The following is a 17,710-nucleotide window of genomic DNA, read 5'->3' as shown; positions in this document are numbered from 1 at the left end:
GCCTGGGGGATGAGGGCGGACAGGCCCCGGCCCAGGGCGCGCTTCTGGGTGTCTGCGTTCTTCTGCACGGCGGTTGGGAACTCCCCGCGCCGGAGTGGAACCGGCGCGCATGGGCCTTGAGTGCTTCACGGCGAACCGGGCACCCGGTCCCACCATTCACATCGCTCTATTAAGGAGGCGACCGGTCAGGCGACCCGGCGCTTGGACGGCTTGGGGGAGTCCCGGCGCATCAGCTCGCGGCCCAGGGCCAGGTAGCTCTCGCAGCCCTTGGACTTGATGTCGTAGAGGATGATCGGCTTGCCGAAGGACGGGCACTCGGACAGGCGCACGTTGCGCGGGACGACGGCCTGGAAGACCTGGTCCTTGAAGTAGCCGCGCACCTCGTCCACGACCTGGTGGGCGATGTTGGCGCGCGCGTCGAACATGGTCAGGAGGATGCCCTCCATCTTCAGCGAGGGGTTGAGCCCCTGCTTGACCAGGTCGATGGTGTGCGTGAGCTGGGAGAGGCCCTCCAGCGCGTAGTACTCGCACTGGAGCGGGATGAGGACGGAGTCCGCGGTCACCAGCGCGTTGAGCGTGAGCAGGCCGAGCGAGGGCGGACAGTCGATGATGATGTAGTCGTACTTGTCCTTGAGCGGCAGCAGGGCTTCGCGCAGGCGGAACTCGCGGCGCTCCTGGTTGACGAGCTCGACCTCCGCGCCGGTGAGGTCGGGCGTGGCGGGGATGACCTGGAGGAAGCGCAGCTCGGTGGGGTGGACCAGCTCCGAAGCGGGGCGTCCGCCGAGGAGCGCGTCGTAGACGGTGCCGGTGAGGTTCTCGCGCTTGAGGCCCAGGCCGCTGCCGGCGTTGCCCTGGGGGTCCATGTCCACCAGCAGGGTGCGGCGCTCCGCGGAGGCGAGGCTCGCTGCGAGGTTGATGGCGGTGGTGGTCTTACCCACGCCGCCCTTCTGGTTGGAGATGCAGATGATACGACCCACGTGGCCCATCCTCTCTCGCCCCGGCTGACGCCAGAGCCCCGCCCGCGGTTCGCGCGGACGTGCGCGCGAATCGGGGCCTGATCAGGCAGCTAGCACGGGGTTCGAGGACGGATCAATTTCCCATCCAAGGTGAGGCTCGGGCCCTGCCCGGCCCCTCGCTCGGGGGCCCGTGGATGATGGGAATTCGCGCGGCTGGGGGTGGCTGCGTGTGCCTGCCCGGCTGCTTTCGGGGTGGGTGATTCCGTGCGGGGCGGAAGGGTGTTGGGTTTTTCAGGGGGTCGCGCGCGGCAAGTTCGTGGCGGCGGCTTCACGCGGTTCGCGGGTCCGCGAGTTTCACGTGGAACGGGTTCGGCCTGGCGGGTCCCTGCGGTGGGTGGATTTCGCGCGGGCCGGTGCGGCGATGCGGTCCGCGCGTTGGGTTTCGGCGATGCGGTCCGCGCGTTGGGTTTCGGCGTCCGGTTCGGGTTCACGTTTGGGCGCGGCGGAGTGGGCGCCGGTTCTGAGCTGAGGTCGCCGCGCGAGTCCGCGCACCGGTCCGGCGACTTCGGGTCATGGGTTCCGGATTCGGGGTGGCGTGGGCGCGCGGGCATGCCGGTGAACCACCGTGGCGTTCGCGCGGGGCGAAGACGTTCCAACCATCCGGGGTGATGGCCTCCGCCGCGGAACCGAGCCGCTGTGCGCGTGCCGCCACTGCATGCCGGCCGCGCCGGTCGTTTCACATGGAACGCGCATCGGCGCCAACTGCTCCGCCATGTCGGCTCGGGTCGCGAGTTGGCGGTTTGCGAGGCGCCCTGCACGGGATGCGCGAACCGCCGCGAGGCACGGCGTCCATCATCGGTCCGGCATCCACGCGGACCGTGGATGAGTTGCCTGGGTTCGCGGCGCCGACCGGGCGATGCGGCCCACGGACTTCTACCGCGCACCGTCATCGAAGTGCCCGGCCCCACCGGCCGCACGTCCGCGGCTTCGGCCCCCGAAGCAGCGCTTGATGAGGAACGCGCACGCGACATGTGACGAGACACCGGGTTTCCGGCCGGGCCCCATCCAGTGACGAGTCCATGGGATGCGGTGGTCCCAACCACGACCGCCGGTCGTTCCACGTGGAACGCGTGCCATGCCGCGACGAGCACCGCGCCGCGAAAGAACGCCCCTGTTCTTTTCGAGAACGACGCCAACCGAAGCCGCCCGCGCCAGGCGTTCCCGTAGCCGCATCCGCTGGCGCGAACAGCGATGCGACCGGCAGGCCTCGGCACTTCCCACGAACTCCGTTTCATGAAGACGCCGCATCGAAGGTGGGCCGGTTCACACGACCGGCGGCCCGCTGATGCGCACCGCGAGGTGAAAGGACGGGCTGCCGCTTCTCGCGAACCACGCTCAACGCGGACGGTGCATCGAAGACGAGCCGCGCGGCATGAACGACCGACCACGGATGCGAGCACCGCCACGCGGAGGCCCGGGCTGACCTTCCGGAACCACGTCAGTTGAAGAGCGTCCATCCAGGCCAACCGTTCCATGTGGACCACGCATGAGAACGAGCGTCGCCGCGCGGAGGAACGGTCCGGCGCGTTTTGAGAACCACGCCAACGACAGGCCACGCACCCATGCCGTGCGTTCCACGTGGAACACGCGTGACGACGAGCGTCGCCGCGCGGAAGCACGGCCCTACTCTTTTCGCGGACCACGCCAGCCCCAGGCCGCGCCCATGCCAGCAGGTTCCACGTGGAACACGCATGAGCGCACGACCCTCGCCATGCGGAGAACCCGTCCGGCGCGCTTCGCGGGCCGCATCAACCCAAACCCCATGCGCCCGCGTCCGCGTCCGCGTCCGCAGGTTCCACGTGGAACACGCGCATGCGGAGGCGAGCACACGATGCGGAGCGCGGCATCTCGCGTGGACCCCATCAGCCCGAGTCCGCGGTTCAACGCCGCTGCTTCAGCCGGACCACGCCAGGCCCTTTCGAGCACGCGGCGAGAAAGAAGGTCCGGCATCTGGCGCGGACAACGGCGGGTCCCAGCCGTGCCCCAACGCAAGCCAGGCCGTTCCACGTGGAACACGCGCATGCGGTCGCGAGCACCTCCGCCCCTTCCATGCGGAAGGCCCGCGCGGCCCGTTCCACGTGGAACACGCTCACGTCATCTCGCGCGCATGCGGCGCGCACCGGTCCAGCAGCTGGCGTGAACCCGCTCTGCCCGACCCGTTGGTCCCCACGCCGGACGTTCCACGTGGAACACGCTCACGCTTCGAACACGCTCACGCTTCCGCGAACACACGCAGGTGAAGACCGGGTCCGCGCGGTTCCTGAACACGGCGCTTCAAGGCAGTGGATCCACCGGGACGTTCCACGTGGAACACGCAGACGTCTCCATCCGCTCCACAGGCCATGAACTCACGGGTGCTCGTTGAGCGCGTTGCTCTCTTCAAGCGCCGCACCCATGCCGGGACGTTCCACGTGGAACACGTCACGGAGGTCGCGAAGCGGAAGCGTTTGAACCACTTCCGGCACGCGCGCTTCGAGCCGTGGTTGGGGAAGGAGCAACCGGCCTGGGGCTCCCTTCCATCCACCGCGCTTCGCAACCACCAGCCATGAACCGCCGCATGGATGCCTGTCCGGATCCGATACCCAAGAGCCCGCGAACCGCCGTGATGAACGCCTGATGCGGAGCCGTTCATGCGGTCCCTTCTTCAGCGCCCAACAGCACATCCCATGCACTCCCCCTCATGCTGACGGCCGCAGTCCGAGCAACCAGGGGAGCCCCTTCTTGGAGCGTGTTCCACGTGGAACATGCGAAGCCGCATGAGCGCTGGCTCCCCTCCCCTTCTCCCCATCAAGCGCTCCAGGTCAGTCACGGTTCAACGCCACGGCGAACAACCGCGTGCCGCTTCAACGCTTGTTCGCCAGCGCCTCCACACGCGGACCGGAGGCCGGTCGTGTTCCACGTGGAACACCGGTCAGCCACTCAGCCCGTGCCTCCATCGCTTCATCTCGTTCAGCGCAGCCATCACGCACCGGATCCAGTGGTGGACGGAGGCTCATGACTTCGAGGTCCTTTGCATGCGTGGTTGCGCAGCACGGGCGCGATGCGGGCCCCTGCGCGAACAACGACGTGAGTCCGGTCCTTCGTGAACGGGCTTTCACGCAGCTTCTTGTGATGCTCAGCCAGGACTCAACCGCATCAACCTTCGGGACCATTCGCAGGACCTCCAGGCAGCGCGTGTTCCACGTGGAACATGGGCATCACGTGCGTCCGCGCTCGGCTTCGAGCCTCTCGCCGTGAACATGTTCCACGTGGAACGCGGAGCCTGGTGACCCGCGAACGCATCCGGGCGACTCCGCCTTGGAGGACGTTCCACGTGGAACAAGCGCCGCCGCGCTCCACCGTTCAGCGTGACCAGGCCGCTTGCTGAAGCACGACGCGGTAGCCGTCCGGATCCTCGAAGGTCCTTCCGTTCGTGTCCCAGTACGGATTGCGTGACCGCACCGGCGCGAAGCCCGCGGCCTCCATGCGGTGGACCCGCGCTGCCCACGCTTCCGGGTCCGGCACGTAGAACACCAGGAGGTGGTCCTCGGATGGGGCTCGCGGTGCTTCGTGTCCGTGCTCCACCGTGAACTCCAGGTGATACGGCGCACCCGCATGTCCGAGCATCACGCCGTCGAACCCGGCGTGGTCCTCGAATCCCCCGAGCACCTCGAAGCCCAACCCGTCCCGGTAGAAACGCACCACCGCGTCCAGGTTCCGTGTCGGCCTCGCGACCCGCAGCTTCACCGCGTCCATGCGCCGCCCTCCCCTTCCCGGATCCGCATCCGGGTGGTGCCAGACATAGGATGAATTGACGCTCTTTTCGCGCGGACCGAGGGCCGGCACCTTGCGCCCATGACCACGAAACAGCAGCCCCTGAACTCCGGCTTCGGCGCCACCACCACCGCACGCGAGGCGCTGGGCAACACCCGGCTCGATGGCACCGTCGCCATCGTGACCGGCGGCTACGCGGGCATCGGACTGGAGACCACCCGCACGCTCCACGCCGCGGGCGCCACCGTCATCGTCCCCGCGCGGACTCCCGACAAGGCACGCGCCGCGCTCGCGGGATGGGAGCGCGTGGAGCTGGAGCCCATGGACCTCTTCGACCCGGCGTCCATCGATGCGTTCGCTTCGCGCTTCGTCGCGTCCGGCCGGCCGCTGCACCTGCTCATCAACAACGCGGGCATCATGGCCTCGCCGCTCACCCGCGACGCGCGCGGGTTTGAAGCGCAGTTCGCCACCAACCACCTGGGCCACTTCCAGCTCACCGCCCGGCTCTGGCCCGCGCTGAAGCAGGCGAACGGCGCGCGCGTGGTGTGCCTGTCATCGCGCGGCCACTTCTTCTCCGGCGTCGACTTCGAGGACCCCTTCTTCCAGCAGCGCCCCTACGACAAGTGGGTCGCCTACGGGCAGTCGAAGACCGCGAACATCCTCTTCGCTGTCGGACTGGATGCGCGCGGCGAAGCCCACGGCGTGCGCGCGTTCGCCGTCCACCCCGGCGGCATCCTCACGGACCTGGCCCGGCACATGTCCGAGGAAGAGGTGCGCGCCTCCATCGCGAACTCCGACAAGATCGAACCGCTGAAGACGCCGGAACAGGGCGCCGCGACCACGGTCTGGTGCGCGACCCACCCCCAGCTCGCGGGCAAGGGCGGCGTGTACTGCGAGAACGTCGACATCGCCGTGATGGCGCCCGCTGACGCCACCCTCCGGCGCGGCGTGAAGGACTGGGCCGTGGATCCGAAGCGGGCCGACCGGTTGTGGTCCGCGAGCGAGGCGTGGACCGGCGTCCGCTTCAATCCGTGACGCGCGGTCCGCGGATCCGCGGGGGCTACGCCCGGTCCGGACCGGGCGTCGGCGATGACGGTTGGAACAACTTCCGCGTGCGCTCCAGGTTGGGACCGGGACGCGGCGAGTAGAAGGACACGCGCAGCTCCCGCCCATCGGGTTCCGAGTACGTGAGCGTGACGTTCTCGAACGCGATGGGCCCCCACTTCGGAAGGAGGAACACCTTCACCATGGAGGCGGTCTCCACCACGTCGTGCTCGCTCCAGAGGCGCGCGAACTCCGGGCTCGCGGCTTGGAGCTGCTCCGCCAGCGCGTCGAACTCCGACCGGTCCGCGGCCCTCGCGGCGTCCATCCGGAATCCCGCCACCGCGCGGCGCACCGCCTCATCCCACGAAGGCATGCGCGCGCGCCGCTCTGGATTCATGAACAGCGCCCACAAGCCATTGCGCGCCTCCGGAGCGGAGGCCGGAAGGTCCAGGTCCGCGTAGAGGACGGTCGCCGCCGCGTTCCACGCGACGATGTCCCACCGCCGGGTGGAGGCGAGCGCCGGAAAGGGATGCGCGTCGAGCAGCCGTTGAAGCGCGTCGCTGACCGACTCCGGTGAGCGCACGGGCAGGGGCGCGGGCCGGCCATGCGCCAGCGCGAAGAGGTGCAGACGTTCCGTCGGCGTGAGACGGAGCGCGACCACCAGGCGCTCCAGCAGCGGTTCGGAGACGTGGATGTCCCTCCCCTGCTCCAGCCACGTGTACCAACTGACGCCCACGTCGGCGAGCCGCGCCAGCTCCTCGCGACGAAGGCCCGGCGTGCGCCGCCGCGAACCGGAAGGAAGTCCCACGTCCTCTGGACGCAACCGCTCACGGCGGCTGCGAAGGAATTGCGCGAGCTCGACGCGCCCGGAGCCGCGGGAGGTGTCCGTCACGCGGTGGAACGTTAGGCGAACCGTCCACGTGAGGCATCGGCACCGGGGTGTTCCGCGCGTCGCTCGCGGACGCTCGTAAGGTGCCCTCCCCTTCCGACGAGATGCTCCAAACCTGTCCGACTGTCGGACAGGTTCGTGCGGTGCGACTCGGACGGGAGGCCCTGCCGCGTCCCAACCCCGGCGTCCCTTTGGGTTGCATGGGGCCCCACGCCCATTTACATAGCACACTATGCACATCACGAAGACAGTGGGAATCGTCGGGGGTGGTCCGGGTGGGCTGACGTTGGCGCGCATCCTGGAGACACGGGGCATCGTGGCCACGGTGTTCGAGCTGGATGAGCACCCGCTCTCCCGTCCCCAGGGAGGTTCGCTGGACCTGCACGGCGACTCCGGGCTGCGCGCGCTTCGCGAGGCCGGACTGGAGGCGGAGTTCAAGGCCGTTGCCCGATACGACGACCAGGGTGACGCCATCTATGACGCCCAGGGGACGCTCCACTTCCAGCACAACGAGGCGAGCGACGGCGACCGGCCGGAAATCGACCGCACCCAGCTGCGCTCGCTCCTGCTGGACAGCCTCCCCGCGGAACGGATCCGCTGGGGAAGCAAGGCGTCCACCGTGGAGCCACTCCCCAACGGGCGCTACCGCGTCGTGGGTCCGGCGGGTTCGCTCGGCGAGTTCGACCTGGTGGTGGGCGCGGATGGCGCGTGGTCGCGGATCCGCCCGCTCGTGTCGTCAGCGACGCCGGCCTTCACGGGCGTGCTCTTCATCGAGCTGCAAATCGATGACGTGGACACGCGGCACCCAGCGGTCGCGAAGCTGCTCCCGCGCGGGAAGCTCTCCGTCGTCGGAAACAACCAGGGCCTCATCGCCCAGCGCAGCAGCCACGGCCACGTGCGCGCCTACTTCATGTTCCGGGTGTCCGAGGCGCAGCTCCAGCAGGGGCTCGTGGACACGTCCTCCCCTGCCCGGGCCCGCGAACAGCTCAAGGCGCTGCTCCCTGGGTGGGCGCCGTCCCTGCTCGCGTTCATCGACGCGAGCAACGACAACATCGTCGCGCGGCCCATCGTCGCGCTGCCGGTGGGCCATCGGTGGACACACCGGCCGGGCGTGACGCTGCTCGGGGACGCGGCCCACGTCATGCCGCCCTTCTCCGGCGAGGGCGTGAACATGGCGATGCTCGATGGTCTGGAGCTGGGGCTCGCGCTCGCGGCGGATGCCGACTGGAGCCGGGCCGTGAAGGGCTACGAGGAGGCCATGTTCGAGCGGGCCGCCTCCGCCGCCGCGGGTGCCATGCAGGGGCTCGACTTCGTCTCCGAGCACGCGCTCGACCACGTGCTGGAGCACTTCCGGGAGCTTCAGCAGGCCGGAGCCTGACCGCCCTCCTCTACTGCTTCGCGAACACCGCGACCTGACGCTCGGCGCCGGAGAACGGGAGCCGGTACGACCGGGCGGACACCACGCGCAGGTCGCGCTCTGCCGCGCGCGCCTGGAGCTCCGCGTCCGTCTGCTGCTTGCCCAGCATCGCCACCACGCGTCCGCCCTCCTCGACATACGCGGGCGCCAGGTTCAGCCAGTCCGGCAGGTCCATGAACGCTCGCGCGATGAGCACCTGCGCGCGCGGAATCCCCTCCGTCTCCGGCTTCCCTTCCGCCCGGGCATGCAGCCCGCGCACGCCGACGAGGCCCAGGCTGGCGGCGGCGGCCTTGATGAACGCGATCTTCTTGCCCACCGTGTCCACCAGCGTCACGCCCAGCTCCGGCAGCTCCAGCTTGAGCGGCAGCCCGGGGAAGCCCGCGCCCGCGCCCAGGTCCAGCAGCGACGTCGCGCCCTTCACCTCCGGCAGCACCGCCAGCGAGTCCAGGAAGTGCTTCTCCAGCACCTCCTCCGGCGCGGTGATGGCCGTGAGGTTCACCTTCGCGTTCCACTTCAGGAGCTCCGCCATCAGCCGCTGGAGCTTGGGGCCCACGTCCGGTCCCACGGTGATGCCCAACGCACTGCATCCGGATGCCAGCTGATCTGCGAACCGCGCGTTATCCACAACACCTCCACCCCGAAGGGCCCTTCAAGTCCTTGGAATCACTCAGGAGAAATTCATCCCCAGAAATATCCACACGTTATCCACAGCCCTGTTCCTGATCACTTGACGGCCCCTGGCCCCGCTTGAGCGCGACCAGGAGCAGGGACACCGCGGCGGGCGTCAGGCCCGGAATCCGCCGGGCCTGCCCCACCGTCCCGGGCCGGTGCGCGGACAACTTCTCCACCGCCTCCGTACCCAGACCGCGCACGTCCGTGAAGCGGAACGTGTCCGGGATGCGCCAGCGGTCGGACGCCTCCGCCTCACGCGCCGCGGCCCGGGCGGCCTGGGCGATGTAGCCCTCGTACTTCACCTCCACCTCCACCTCCTCCGCGACGTCGGGGGTGAGGGCCGGGAAGTCCTCGCGACCGTCCGCCAGCTGCGAGTACGTCACCTCCGGGCGCTTGAGCCGCATCGCCAGGCCGGTGCGCTTGAGCCGCGCGACCTCCGCCGTCACCGCGTGGGCCCGAGCCTCCGCGCGCTCCAGGGCCTCCTTCGGCAACAGCCCCACGCGATGCCCGTGACGCGCGAGCCGCAGGTCCGCGTTGCCTTCGCGCAGCTTGAGCCGGTGTTCGGAGCGGCTGGTGAACATGCGGAACGGCTCATCCACGCCCTTCGTCACCAGGTCGTCCACGAGCACCGCGCCGTGCGCCTCGTCACGGCCCACGACGAGCGCCGGTTCGCCCTTCACCTGGAGCGCCGCCTGGATGCCGGCCCACAGGCCCTGGAAGGCGGCCTCCTCGTAGCCGGAGGTGCCGTTGAGCTGGCCCGCGAAGAACAGGCCCGCGACGGCCTTCGTCTCCAGCGTGGGGTGCAGCTGCGTGGGCGGCGCGTAGTCGTACTCCACCGCGTAGCCGTAGCGGACCACCTCCACGCGGGACAGGCCCGGGATGGTGCGCAGGAACTCCAGCTGCACGTCCGCGGGCATGCTGGTGGACAGGCCCGCCGGATACACGAGCGGCGACGTGGGCCCCTCCGGTTCGAGGAACACCTGGTGCCGTTCGCGAGCGGCGAAGCGCACCACCTTGTCCTCCAGCGACGGGCAGTACCGGGGCCCTCGCCCCACGATGTCCCCCTGGAACAGCGGCGAGCGGTGCAGGTTGTCGCGCAAGAGCCGGTGCGTCGCCTCCGTCGTCGCGGTGAGGCCGCACATCACGGAGGGCCGACGCGGGAACGGCAGGCCCTGCTCCAGCTGCGTGCGCCAGGAGAACGGCCGCACGCCCAGGTCCCCAGCCTGCGGAGTGACGGCGTCCCAGTCGATGCTGTCCCGGGACAGGCGCGCGGGCGTGCCCGTCTTGAAGCGGCCCAGCGTGAAGCCGAGTGAATGCAGCGACTCCGACAGGCCGCGCGCGGCTTCGTCTCCCAGGCGGCCACCGACCTCCTTCTGCTCGCCCACGTGCATCAGCGCGCGAAGGAAGGTGCCGGTGGTGAGGAGCACCGCGCGGGCCACCACCTGCGTGCCGTCCCCCAGCACCACGCCCTTCACCCTCCCCTCCTCCGCGACGACGGCGGCCACTTCGCCCTCGCGCACGGTGAGGTTGGGTTGGGTGAAGAGGAAGGACTGCATGCCGGCGGCGTAGGCGTCGCGGTCGCAGAGGACGCGAGTGGCCTGCACTGCGGGGCCCTTGGAGGGATTGAGGATTTTGACGTGCGTGCCCGCGAGGTCCGCCGCGCGCCCCATCTGTCCCCCGAGCGCATCCAGCTCACGCACCAGGTGGCCCTTGGCGGTGCCGCCCACGGCGGGGTTGCAGCTCATCACGGCGGCGCGCTCGCGCTTGAGCGTCACGCCCAGGGTGGACAGGCCCATGCGCGCGCACGCGAGCGCCGCCTCGCAGCCCGCGTGGCCCAGCCCCACCACGACGATGTCGTATCGGAGTTCCATCGCGTCCCGGGGGGTATCACGCCCCGGCGCGTCCGTGGCAAGCCGGCCATGGGCATGGGGACACCGTCCACCCGGCTGGTTCCTCCCTGGGCTGAGCCGTGGCCCAAACACAGACAGGGCCCGGCCCAGTTTGGGAGCACGCGAGGCGGGCAGTGGGAGGGGTAACAACGCCGCCCGCCTCGCGCGCACCAGTCATCGTGGATCCATCAAAGGGCGCGCCTGACACACCGGTGGCGTCTCTGGCCCTTCGACGGCGATGGCATCCATGGGACCTGCCCACACGAGTCCCCCGGCCCTCGTGTCTTCACATGGCGTCGCACACACGGGGGCCGGAAAGCGGCCCATGCGGTGAGGGCGCATGGGGGCTCTCGGACTCGAACCAGCGAGGCCGGCGGACCCTCCGTGTGCGCGACGGGGAAGGGTATAGCGGGGGGGTCTGACATTCCCGGTTCCGGGCCCTTCACCCGGGCCCGGAAAGCCGCCCGGCGTCAGCGGGTGGGCAGCGGGTTCGACCGGCTGGGGCAGTGCACGTTCTCCGGGCAGCGCCCGTCGGACTTGGGGATGCACGCGCCGCAGCACTCCATCTCGTCCGGGCGGCAGGCCGGCTGGCACGCGCCGCACTCCAACACGCCGCCGCAGCCGTCGTCCGCGGTGCCGCACTTCAGCCCCAGCGAGGCGCACGTCGCGCGCTGGCAGACGCAGCGGTTGTCCACGCAGGACTCGTTGGGTTTGCACCCGGGGGTGCAGGTGCTGATGGGGCCGGTGGGTTCCTTCTTCGGCTCGGCGGGCACGGGCGGCGCCACGCAGCGGCCGTCGGTGCACGTGCCGGCCTGACAGTCGCCGCAGTCGATGAAGCCGCCGCACCCGTCCGGCGTCCGGCCACAGGCCACCATCGCCTGCGAGCACGTGGCCGGCGCGCAGCCATCCAGCGCCACGTTGTCCCGCGACGCGCGCACGGTGCCGCCGCTCGGCGTGCACGCGCCCCACAGTCCCAATGCCAGACACAGTCCGGCCCACCGGCCCAGGCTCCGCACCACTTCCATGTCATCCACTCCCCGGGCTCCCGGTCCGGGAGCCTTGAACGGCCCCATCATTCGCACGCCGGGCTCGGATGTCCGGGGCCATGCGACGGGGCAGGGGAGGGGAGGGCGCTTCAGCGCTGGATGAGCCCGCGAGCGCCCTCGATGCGCTGCGCGGCGGTCCGTGCGTCCTCCTGCTTGCGCGGCGTGGGCACATCCAGTCCGCGCTGCGCCGCGGGCCGGTTCTCGATGGAGGCCAGCCACCGCTGCACGCCCGGCAGCCCGTCCACGGACACGCCCGCCCACTCGTGCGAGCGCACCCACGCCCAGTTCGCGATGTCCGCGATGCTGTAGTCACCGGCCAGGTATTCGTGGTCTTTCAGCCGGCTCTCCAGCACCGTGTACAGGCGGCGCGTCTCGTTCTGGTACCGGTCGATGGCCGGCTGGAGCTTCTCCGGGAAGTAGCGGAAGAAGACGTTGGCCTGCCCCTGCATGGGCCCCACGCCGCCCATCTGGAACATCAGCCACTGGATGACTCGCGAGCGGCCCTTCGCGTCCGTGGGCATCAGCTTGCCCGTCTTCTCCGCCAGGTAGATGAGGATGGCGCCGGACTCGAAGACGGCGAAGTCGCCCTCCGCGCGGTCCACGATGGCGGGGATGCGGCCATTGGGGTTGATGGCCAGGAACGCGGGCTGCTTCTGCACGCCCGTGGAGATGTCCAGCGCGTGCACGGTGTACGGCAGCGCCAGTTCCTCCAAAGCCACGGAGACCTTGAAGCCGTTCGGCGTGCCCCACGTGTACAGGTCGATCATGTCACCCTCGCTTCGCGTGTGAAGAGGTGCGCTCGTCTAACGGCGGAAGCGAACCACGCGCACGTCGAAATCGGGGGCGTCCCCCAGGGCCTCGCGCAGCAGCTCCAGCGCGCGGTCCTCGTTGAAGCTCCCGGAGCCCGCGCCGATGATGGGGAACGCCAGGGAGCGGAAGCCGTGCTCATGCGCCCGAGCCAGCGCGTTTCGCACCGAGTCCTGGATGGACCGCGCGGACGCGCGCCAGAGCATGTTGATGCCCGCCACGTGGATGATGGCCTTGAAGGGCAGGGTGCCCGGCCCGGTCACCACCGCCGAGCCCAGGGGCATGGGCCCCACGCGCGCCAGCTCACGGAACGGCGCCGTACCGCCCCGGCGCTTGATGGCCCCGGACACCCCCTGCGGCAACAGCAGCCACCAGGGGATGATGTTCCGGTTCCACGCGTTGACGATGGCGTCCACCGGCTGGTCCAGCAGGTCGCCTTCCACCAGTTGCACGGGCATGGGCGGACTCTAGCGCCCATGCCCAATGACAGACACGGCTTTACGGCGCGGCGGTCGCCTTGGCGGGCGACGGGGCCTGCTGCTTGGAGGCGTTCGCGAAGTCACCCGCGCGCACGAAGGTCGCCTTGCTGAAGTCCACGTGATTGGACAGGGCCTTGCGCACGTCCTCGGGGGTCAGCTTCTGGAGCTTCGCCTCCACGGCCGCGTCGAACGCGAGCGTGCGCCCCAGATACAGACCGTCCGCCAGCTGCTGCGCCAGGTTGCCGTCCTGCGCGCGAGCGGACTGGCGGTACTCCAGGAGGCCCGCGCGCGCCTTGTCCAGCTCCTGCGGCGTGAAGCCCTTCTGCACGGCGCGGGTGACCTCGTCGCGCATGGCGGCCTCCAGCTTCTGGGCGTTCTGCGGCGCGTAGATGGCGTAGGTGAGGAACCAGCCCACCGAGTCCAGCTCCTCGACGGACACGCTGCTGCCCACGCCGTAGGACAGGCCGTCCTGCTGGCGCACGCGCGTGGCCAGCCGCGAGTTGAGGAAGCCACCGCCCAGCATGAAGTTGCCCATCATCACGCCGGGCCAGTCCGCGTCGTCGTCGCGCAGCTGGAGCAGCTGGCCCGCGAGGAAGTACGCGTTGGCCTTGTCCGGCGTCTCCAGCACCACGGACTTCGGGGCCACGGCCTGGAACGTGCGAGGCACGCGCGCGTACGGGGCCGGGCTCTTCCAGCCGTCGAGCAGGGTGCCCACGAGCGAGGTGATCTCCTTCGCGTCGAAGTCACCCACCACCGCGAGCTCCCCGCGCGAGGCGCCGTAGAACTGGCGGTGGAAGTCGCGCGCCTGATCCAGCGTGACGGCCTTCGCGTCGGCCAGGCGCTCCTCCAGCGAGGAGATGTAATACGGGTGGCCCTTGGGGTAGTGCGCGCTCAGCACGCGCCAGAACGCGATGCTGCCCTGGGGCTGCGGCTCGCTGCGCTGCGACTCCAGCGAGGCCAGCCGCTCCTGCTTGAGCAGCGCGAACTCCTTCGCGTCGAAGGCGGGCTCGCGCAGCACCTCGGCCACCAGCTTGAGGACCTCCGGGAGGCTCGAGCGCGGGCACTCGATGGAGACGCTGGCGCCCATCGCGCCGCCGTCCACGCCCACGCGGGCCTTGAGCTTGTCGAGCGCGTCGTAGAGCTGCTGCCGGGTGTGCTTCTTCGTGCCGCGCATCAGCATGCCGCCGGCGTAGGAGGCGGCGGGCAGCTTGCCGGTCAAGGCCTCCGCGGTGCCCCAGCGCAGGTCCAGCGCCAGGTTGACCATCTCCCCGCGCGTCTTCTTGGGGAGCAGCGCGTACTTCACGCCGTTGGCCAGCTCGCCGCGCTGCACGCGCGACTCGATGTTGGCGGGGGAGGGGTCGAAGGCCTCGCCCTGGGCGACCGCGGCCTTGCCCTGGTAGCCGTCCACCATCTTCGCCACGTCCACCGCGGGCGGCAGCTCCGAGCGGTCCGGCTTGGGCGTGGGCACGAAGGTGCCCAGGGTGCGGTTGGAGCTCTTGAGGTACGCGGAGGCCACGCGGGTGACGTCCGCGGGCGTGACGGCCTCGATGCGGTCGCGGTGCAGGAAGAGCAGGCGCCAGTCGCCCACGGCGGCCCACTCGGACAGGAGGATGGCGGCGCGCTCGGAGTTGTTGAGCAGCAGCTCCGTCTGCTTCGCGAGGGCCGTCTTCGCGCGGCTCACCTCCTCGTCGGTGAAGGGCGTGCGGGAGGCCTCCTCCACGGTCTTGATCAGCGCCTCACGCACGGGGGGCAGGGGCTGATCCTGCCGGGCCTCCGTGCTGAAGCCGATGACGCCCGGGTCGCGCAGCTGGAAGTTGAACGCGCCCGCGCGCGAGGCCTTCTTCGTCTCCACGAGCGCCTTGTAGAGGCGGCCGGACGGCACGTCGCCCAGCACCTGGGTGAGCACGTCGATGGCGGCGAAGTCGGGGTGGGCGCCCTCGGGCACGTGGTAGACGCTGGAGATGAGCTGGTTGTCGCCCACGCGGCGCAGCGTGATTTCGCGCTCACCGTCCTGGGTGGGCTCCTGGGTGTACGTGAGGGGCACCGGATCCGCGGGCTTCTGGAGCTTGCCGAAGGTGGCCTGCACGAGCGCCAGGGCCTTCTCCGGCTGGAAGCGGCCGGCGATGACGAGCGTCGCGTTGTCGGGGCGGTAGTAGCGCCGGTAGAAGGCCTGGAGCCGGTCGATGGGCACGTTCTCCAGGTCCGCCTTCGCGCCGATGGTGGCCTTGCCGTAGTTGTGCCAGCGGTACGCGGCGCTCATGGTGCGCTTGAAGAGGATGCCGCGCGGGTCGTTCTCGCCGGACTCGAACTCGTTGCGGACCACGGTCATCTCGCTGTCCAGGTCCTTCTTCGCGATGAAGCTGTGGACCATGCGGTCCGCCTCGAAGGCGAGCGCCCAGGACAGGTTGTCGTCCGACGCGGGCAGGGTCTCGTAGTAGTTGGTGCGGTCCAGCCAGGTGGTGCCGTTGGGGCGCGCGCCGCGCTCCGTGAGGGCCTGGGGCACGTTGGGGGTGGTGGGCGTGCCCTTGAACATCAGGTGTTCGAGCAGGTGCGCCATGCCCGTCTCGCCGTAGCCTTCGTGCTTGCTGCCCACCAGGTAGGTGACGTTGACGGTGACGGTGGCCTTGGTGGGGTCCGGGAAGAGCAGGACGCGCAGGCCATTGGGCAGGCGGTATTCGGTGATGCCCTCGACGCTCGCGACAGGGGCCAGGGCGGCCGGCTTCGTCTGGGCGCGCGCGGTCGAGGAGGCAGCGGGCTTCGGGAGGGGAGCCGGGGCCCGGGCCCACACGGGCGGGGCCGCCACGAGCAGGACAGCCAGCAGGGCGAGCGGGGTACGACGCGTCATGCGGTCCTCGGGGTGCGAAGGATTAGGCACGGGACTTCTAACCGCTCCACCGGGTCCTCCCATCCCGAGAAACCCAGGCCCTCCGGGCAGGCGTCCACCCAGGGACACCCATGGACCGTCCCAGGTCCTGTCCCGCGCTTCCAACCTCACAGGTCGTCATGTATCCTGGCGCGGATCCAAACCGGAGGCCGGACGCAATGTCATGTCAGAACACCTTGGTAGGAACGCCGCCCACCACCAGGAGGGAAGGATTGGCGACGGCGACGGGCGGGGACGTGATGGTGCGGATGCTTCAGGAGTTCCGCGAGATGCAGGAGGAGTCGAAGGAGCAGTTCGCGCGGACGGAAAAGGCCTTGAGAACGGTCCACATGAAGTGCCGGGTCCTCTTCCGGAAGACCCAGCGCATGTCGGAGCGGATCCATGCCATCTCCGAACAGGTGAGAGCCTTGGATGCGGAGATGAATGAGTTCCGGGACAACATGGGTGAGCTCACCACGCACGTCTCGACCCTCACGCAGGAAGTGCACGGGATCAAAAGCGCGCAGATCCGGATGTTCGGTCAGATGGGCCGCATGCTGAACCACCTCGCGGATGCCCAGTCCACGGACCGCAAGCACATCGACGTCCTGGAAGAGCGCATGGACGGCCCGGGGGAGAACTGAGCCCTCCATGCGCCCCCTCGCTCAGGCGTAGATGCCCCCGGGCGCCATCGCGGAGCCGGACCCCAGGACCTCCTCCACCTCGCGGACCTCCTCGGACGTCAGCCGGAAGTCTCCCGCCTGGATGAAGCCCTCCACCTGCTTCGCGCTGCGCGCCCCCACGATGGCGGCGGTGACCGCCGGCCCCCGCAGCGTCCAGGCAAGGGCCACCTCCGCCGGGGAGCGCCCATGCCGCGCGCCCACCTCACGCATGCGCTCCACCAGCGACAGGTGATGCGACAGCTTCGGCTCCTGGAAGTCCTCGCTGCCGCGGCGCCAGTCGTCGTCTGGCATCGCCAGGATGCGCTCGCGTGTCATTGCCCCCGTCAGCAGGCCGGACGCCATGGGTGAATACACAATCACCCCAATGCCCTGCGTCTGGCAGTAGGGCAGCAGGTCGTCCTCGATGTCCCGGTGGATGAGCGAGTACGGCGGCTGCAACGACGTCACCGGGGCAATGCGCCGCACCTGCTCCAGCTGCGAGACATTGAAGTTGGACACCCCCAACCAGCGCACCTTGCCCTGCCGTTGCAGCTCCGCCAGCGCCGTCCACCCCTCCTCGAGCTCCGCCCCGTCCTCCACCGGCCAGTGCACCTGATACAAATCAATGGCATCCACCTTCAGCCGGCGCAGGGACGCCTCACACTCCTTGCGCACCGAGTCCGCGCTCAACCGGCGGCTGACCTTGCCCTGGTCATCCCAGACCATCCCGCACTTGGTGAAGACATACGGCCGCTTGTCCCGGCCCTTCAGCGCCCGGGCCACCACGTCCTCGGAGTGCCCCAGCCCATACACCGCCGCCGTGTCTATCCAGTTGATGCCCGAATCCAACGCGCGCTGGATGGCTTCAATGGACTGCGCGTCATCCTGCGCGCCCCAGGCGAACGCCCAGCCGCCCCCTCCAATGGCCCACGCGCCGAACCCCAGCGCGGTGAGCTCCATGTCGGAATTGCCCAACCGTCGCTTCTGCATCCCATGCCTCCCGGGGCCGGAGGCCCCCTGGTTCCCCTGGCTCCCCTGGCTCCAAGAAGGACGGTGTGCACCGCGGCGGCGCTCGCCCGGACCCGGGTGCCGGCCCGCCCCCCGGCCACCAGGACGGGCAGGCCCTGGCTCCCCGTCCGCCGTCCATCAATGCATCGCACGCAAGCGTCGTCG

13 protein-coding genes are annotated in these 17,710 nt (G+C 69.8%); 3 read left to right on the top strand and 10 right to left on the bottom strand.

Annotation, left to right across the window (positions count from 1 at the left end; genetic code table 11):
• Positions 1–185 precede the first annotated feature (185 nt).
• Positions 186–977 carry a ParA family protein gene (locus tag D7W82_RS10710; protein ID WP_014400846.1) on the bottom strand — a complete coding sequence of 264 codons (792 nt, stop codon included), beginning with the start codon at positions 975–977 and terminating at the stop codon, positions 186–188.
• Positions 978–4,358: 3,381 nt separating this feature from the next.
• Positions 4,359–4,751 carry a VOC family protein gene (locus D7W82_RS10700; protein WP_120618242.1) on the bottom strand — a complete coding sequence of 131 codons (393 nt, stop codon included), beginning with the start codon at positions 4,749–4,751 and terminating at the stop codon, positions 4,359–4,361.
• A 99-nt stretch (positions 4,752–4,850) separates the two neighbouring features.
• Here D7W82_RS10700 and D7W82_RS10695 point away from each other — a divergent pair, with 99 nt between their 5' ends.
• Positions 4,851–5,804, top strand: coding sequence for an oxidoreductase (locus D7W82_RS10695; protein ID WP_120618241.1), 954 nt, complete (start codon positions 4,851–4,853; stop codon positions 5,802–5,804).
• 25 nt (positions 5,805–5,829) lie between these two features.
• Here D7W82_RS10695 and D7W82_RS10690 read toward each other — a convergent pair whose 3' ends face one another.
• Complete coding sequence (locus tag D7W82_RS10690) at positions 5,830–6,705, bottom strand: helix-turn-helix transcriptional regulator (RefSeq protein WP_370450978.1); 876 nt, start codon at positions 6,703–6,705, stop codon at positions 5,830–5,832.
• Positions 6,706–6,934: 229 nt separating this feature from the next.
• On the opposite strand from D7W82_RS10690, the gene D7W82_RS10685 reads away from it, so the two are divergent.
• Positions 6,935–8,080: an NAD(P)/FAD-dependent oxidoreductase gene (locus tag D7W82_RS10685; protein ID WP_120618239.1), complete on the top strand. Its 1,146-nt coding sequence runs from the start codon at positions 6,935–6,937 to the stop codon at positions 8,078–8,080.
• Between the two features lie 10 nt (positions 8,081–8,090).
• On the opposite strand, the gene rsmG is transcribed toward D7W82_RS10685, so the two are convergent.
• The 6 genes from rsmG to D7W82_RS10655 form a co-directional block, all read right to left on the bottom strand.
• Positions 8,091–8,744: a 16S rRNA (guanine(527)-N(7))-methyltransferase RsmG gene (gene rsmG, locus D7W82_RS10680; protein ID WP_120618238.1), complete on the bottom strand. Its 654-nt coding sequence runs from the start codon at positions 8,742–8,744 to the stop codon at positions 8,091–8,093.
• Positions 8,745–8,820: 76 nt separating this feature from the next.
• Positions 8,821–10,662, bottom strand: a complete 1,842-nt coding sequence (mnmG, locus tag D7W82_RS10675; RefSeq protein WP_120618237.1) for a tRNA uridine-5-carboxymethylaminomethyl(34) synthesis enzyme MnmG — start codon at positions 10,660–10,662, stop codon at positions 8,821–8,823.
• 488 nt (positions 10,663–11,150) lie between these two features.
• Positions 11,151–11,705 carry a hypothetical protein gene (locus tag D7W82_RS10670; protein ID WP_147439289.1) on the bottom strand — a complete coding sequence of 185 codons (555 nt, stop codon included), beginning with the start codon at positions 11,703–11,705 and terminating at the stop codon, positions 11,151–11,153.
• Positions 11,706–11,815: 110 nt separating this feature from the next.
• Positions 11,816–12,493 (bottom strand): glutathione S-transferase family protein, encoded by a 678-nt coding sequence (locus tag D7W82_RS10665; protein WP_120618235.1) that lies wholly within the window; start codon positions 12,491–12,493, stop codon positions 11,816–11,818.
• 36 nt (positions 12,494–12,529) lie between these two features.
• Entirely contained in the window at positions 12,530–12,991 is a 462-nt protein-coding gene (locus tag D7W82_RS10660) for a macro domain-containing protein (protein ID WP_120618234.1), read from the bottom strand.
• A gap of 40 nt (positions 12,992–13,031) precedes the next feature.
• Positions 13,032–15,857 (bottom strand): pitrilysin family protein, encoded by a 2,826-nt coding sequence (locus D7W82_RS10655; RefSeq protein ID WP_199727723.1) that lies wholly within the window; start codon positions 15,855–15,857, stop codon positions 13,032–13,034.
• 251 nt (positions 15,858–16,108) lie between these two features.
• On the opposite strand from D7W82_RS10655, the gene D7W82_RS10650 reads away from it, so the two are divergent.
• Complete coding sequence (locus D7W82_RS10650; RefSeq protein ID WP_120618232.1) at positions 16,109–16,519, top strand: hypothetical protein; 411 nt, start codon at positions 16,109–16,111, stop codon at positions 16,517–16,519.
• Between the two features lie 21 nt (positions 16,520–16,540).
• On the opposite strand, the gene D7W82_RS10645 is transcribed toward D7W82_RS10650, so the two are convergent.
• A complete protein-coding gene (locus D7W82_RS10645) occupies positions 16,541–17,527 on the bottom strand; it encodes an aldo/keto reductase (protein ID WP_120618231.1) in 987 nt (328 codons plus the stop codon).
• Between the last annotated feature and the right edge of the window lie 183 nt (positions 17,528–17,710).

Origin of the sequence: Corallococcus sp. CA049B, from assembly GCF_003611685.1 — a bacterium.
Taxonomy (GTDB): Bacteria; Myxococcota; Myxococcia; order Myxococcales; family Myxococcaceae; genus Corallococcus; species Corallococcus coralloides.
The sequence above is the reverse complement of the archived record's forward strand: the minus strand, read 5'-3'. Positions and strand labels throughout refer to the sequence as shown.

Bases quoted from the DNA above. Each gene is read 5' to 3' on its own strand.
- D7W82_RS10645 (WP_120618231.1), bottom strand. From the start codon at position 17,527: ATGCAGAAGCGACGGTTGGGCAATTCCGACATGGAGCTCACCGCGCTG.
- mnmG (WP_120618237.1), bottom strand. From the start codon at position 10,662: ATGGAACTCCGATACGACATCGTCGTGGTGGGGCTGGGCCACGCGGGC.
- D7W82_RS10700 (WP_120618242.1), bottom strand. From the start codon at position 4,751: ATGGACGCGGTGAAGCTGCGGGTCGCGAGGCCGACACGGAACCTGGAC.
- D7W82_RS10670 (WP_147439289.1), bottom strand. From the start codon at position 11,705: ATGGAAGTGGTGCGGAGCCTGGGCCGGTGGGCCGGACTGTGTCTGGCA.
- D7W82_RS10660 (WP_120618234.1), bottom strand. From the start codon at position 12,991: ATGCCCGTGCAACTGGTGGAAGGCGACCTGCTGGACCAGCCGGTGGAC.
- D7W82_RS10695 (WP_120618241.1), top strand. From the start codon at position 4,851: ATGACCACGAAACAGCAGCCCCTGAACTCCGGCTTCGGCGCCACCACC.
- D7W82_RS10685 (WP_120618239.1), top strand. From the start codon at position 6,935: ATGCACATCACGAAGACAGTGGGAATCGTCGGGGGTGGTCCGGGTGGG.
- D7W82_RS10665 (WP_120618235.1), bottom strand. From the start codon at position 12,493: ATGATCGACCTGTACACGTGGGGCACGCCGAACGGCTTCAAGGTCTCC.
- D7W82_RS10655 (WP_199727723.1), bottom strand. From the start codon at position 15,857: ATGACGCGTCGTACCCCGCTCGCCCTGCTGGCTGTCCTGCTCGTGGCG.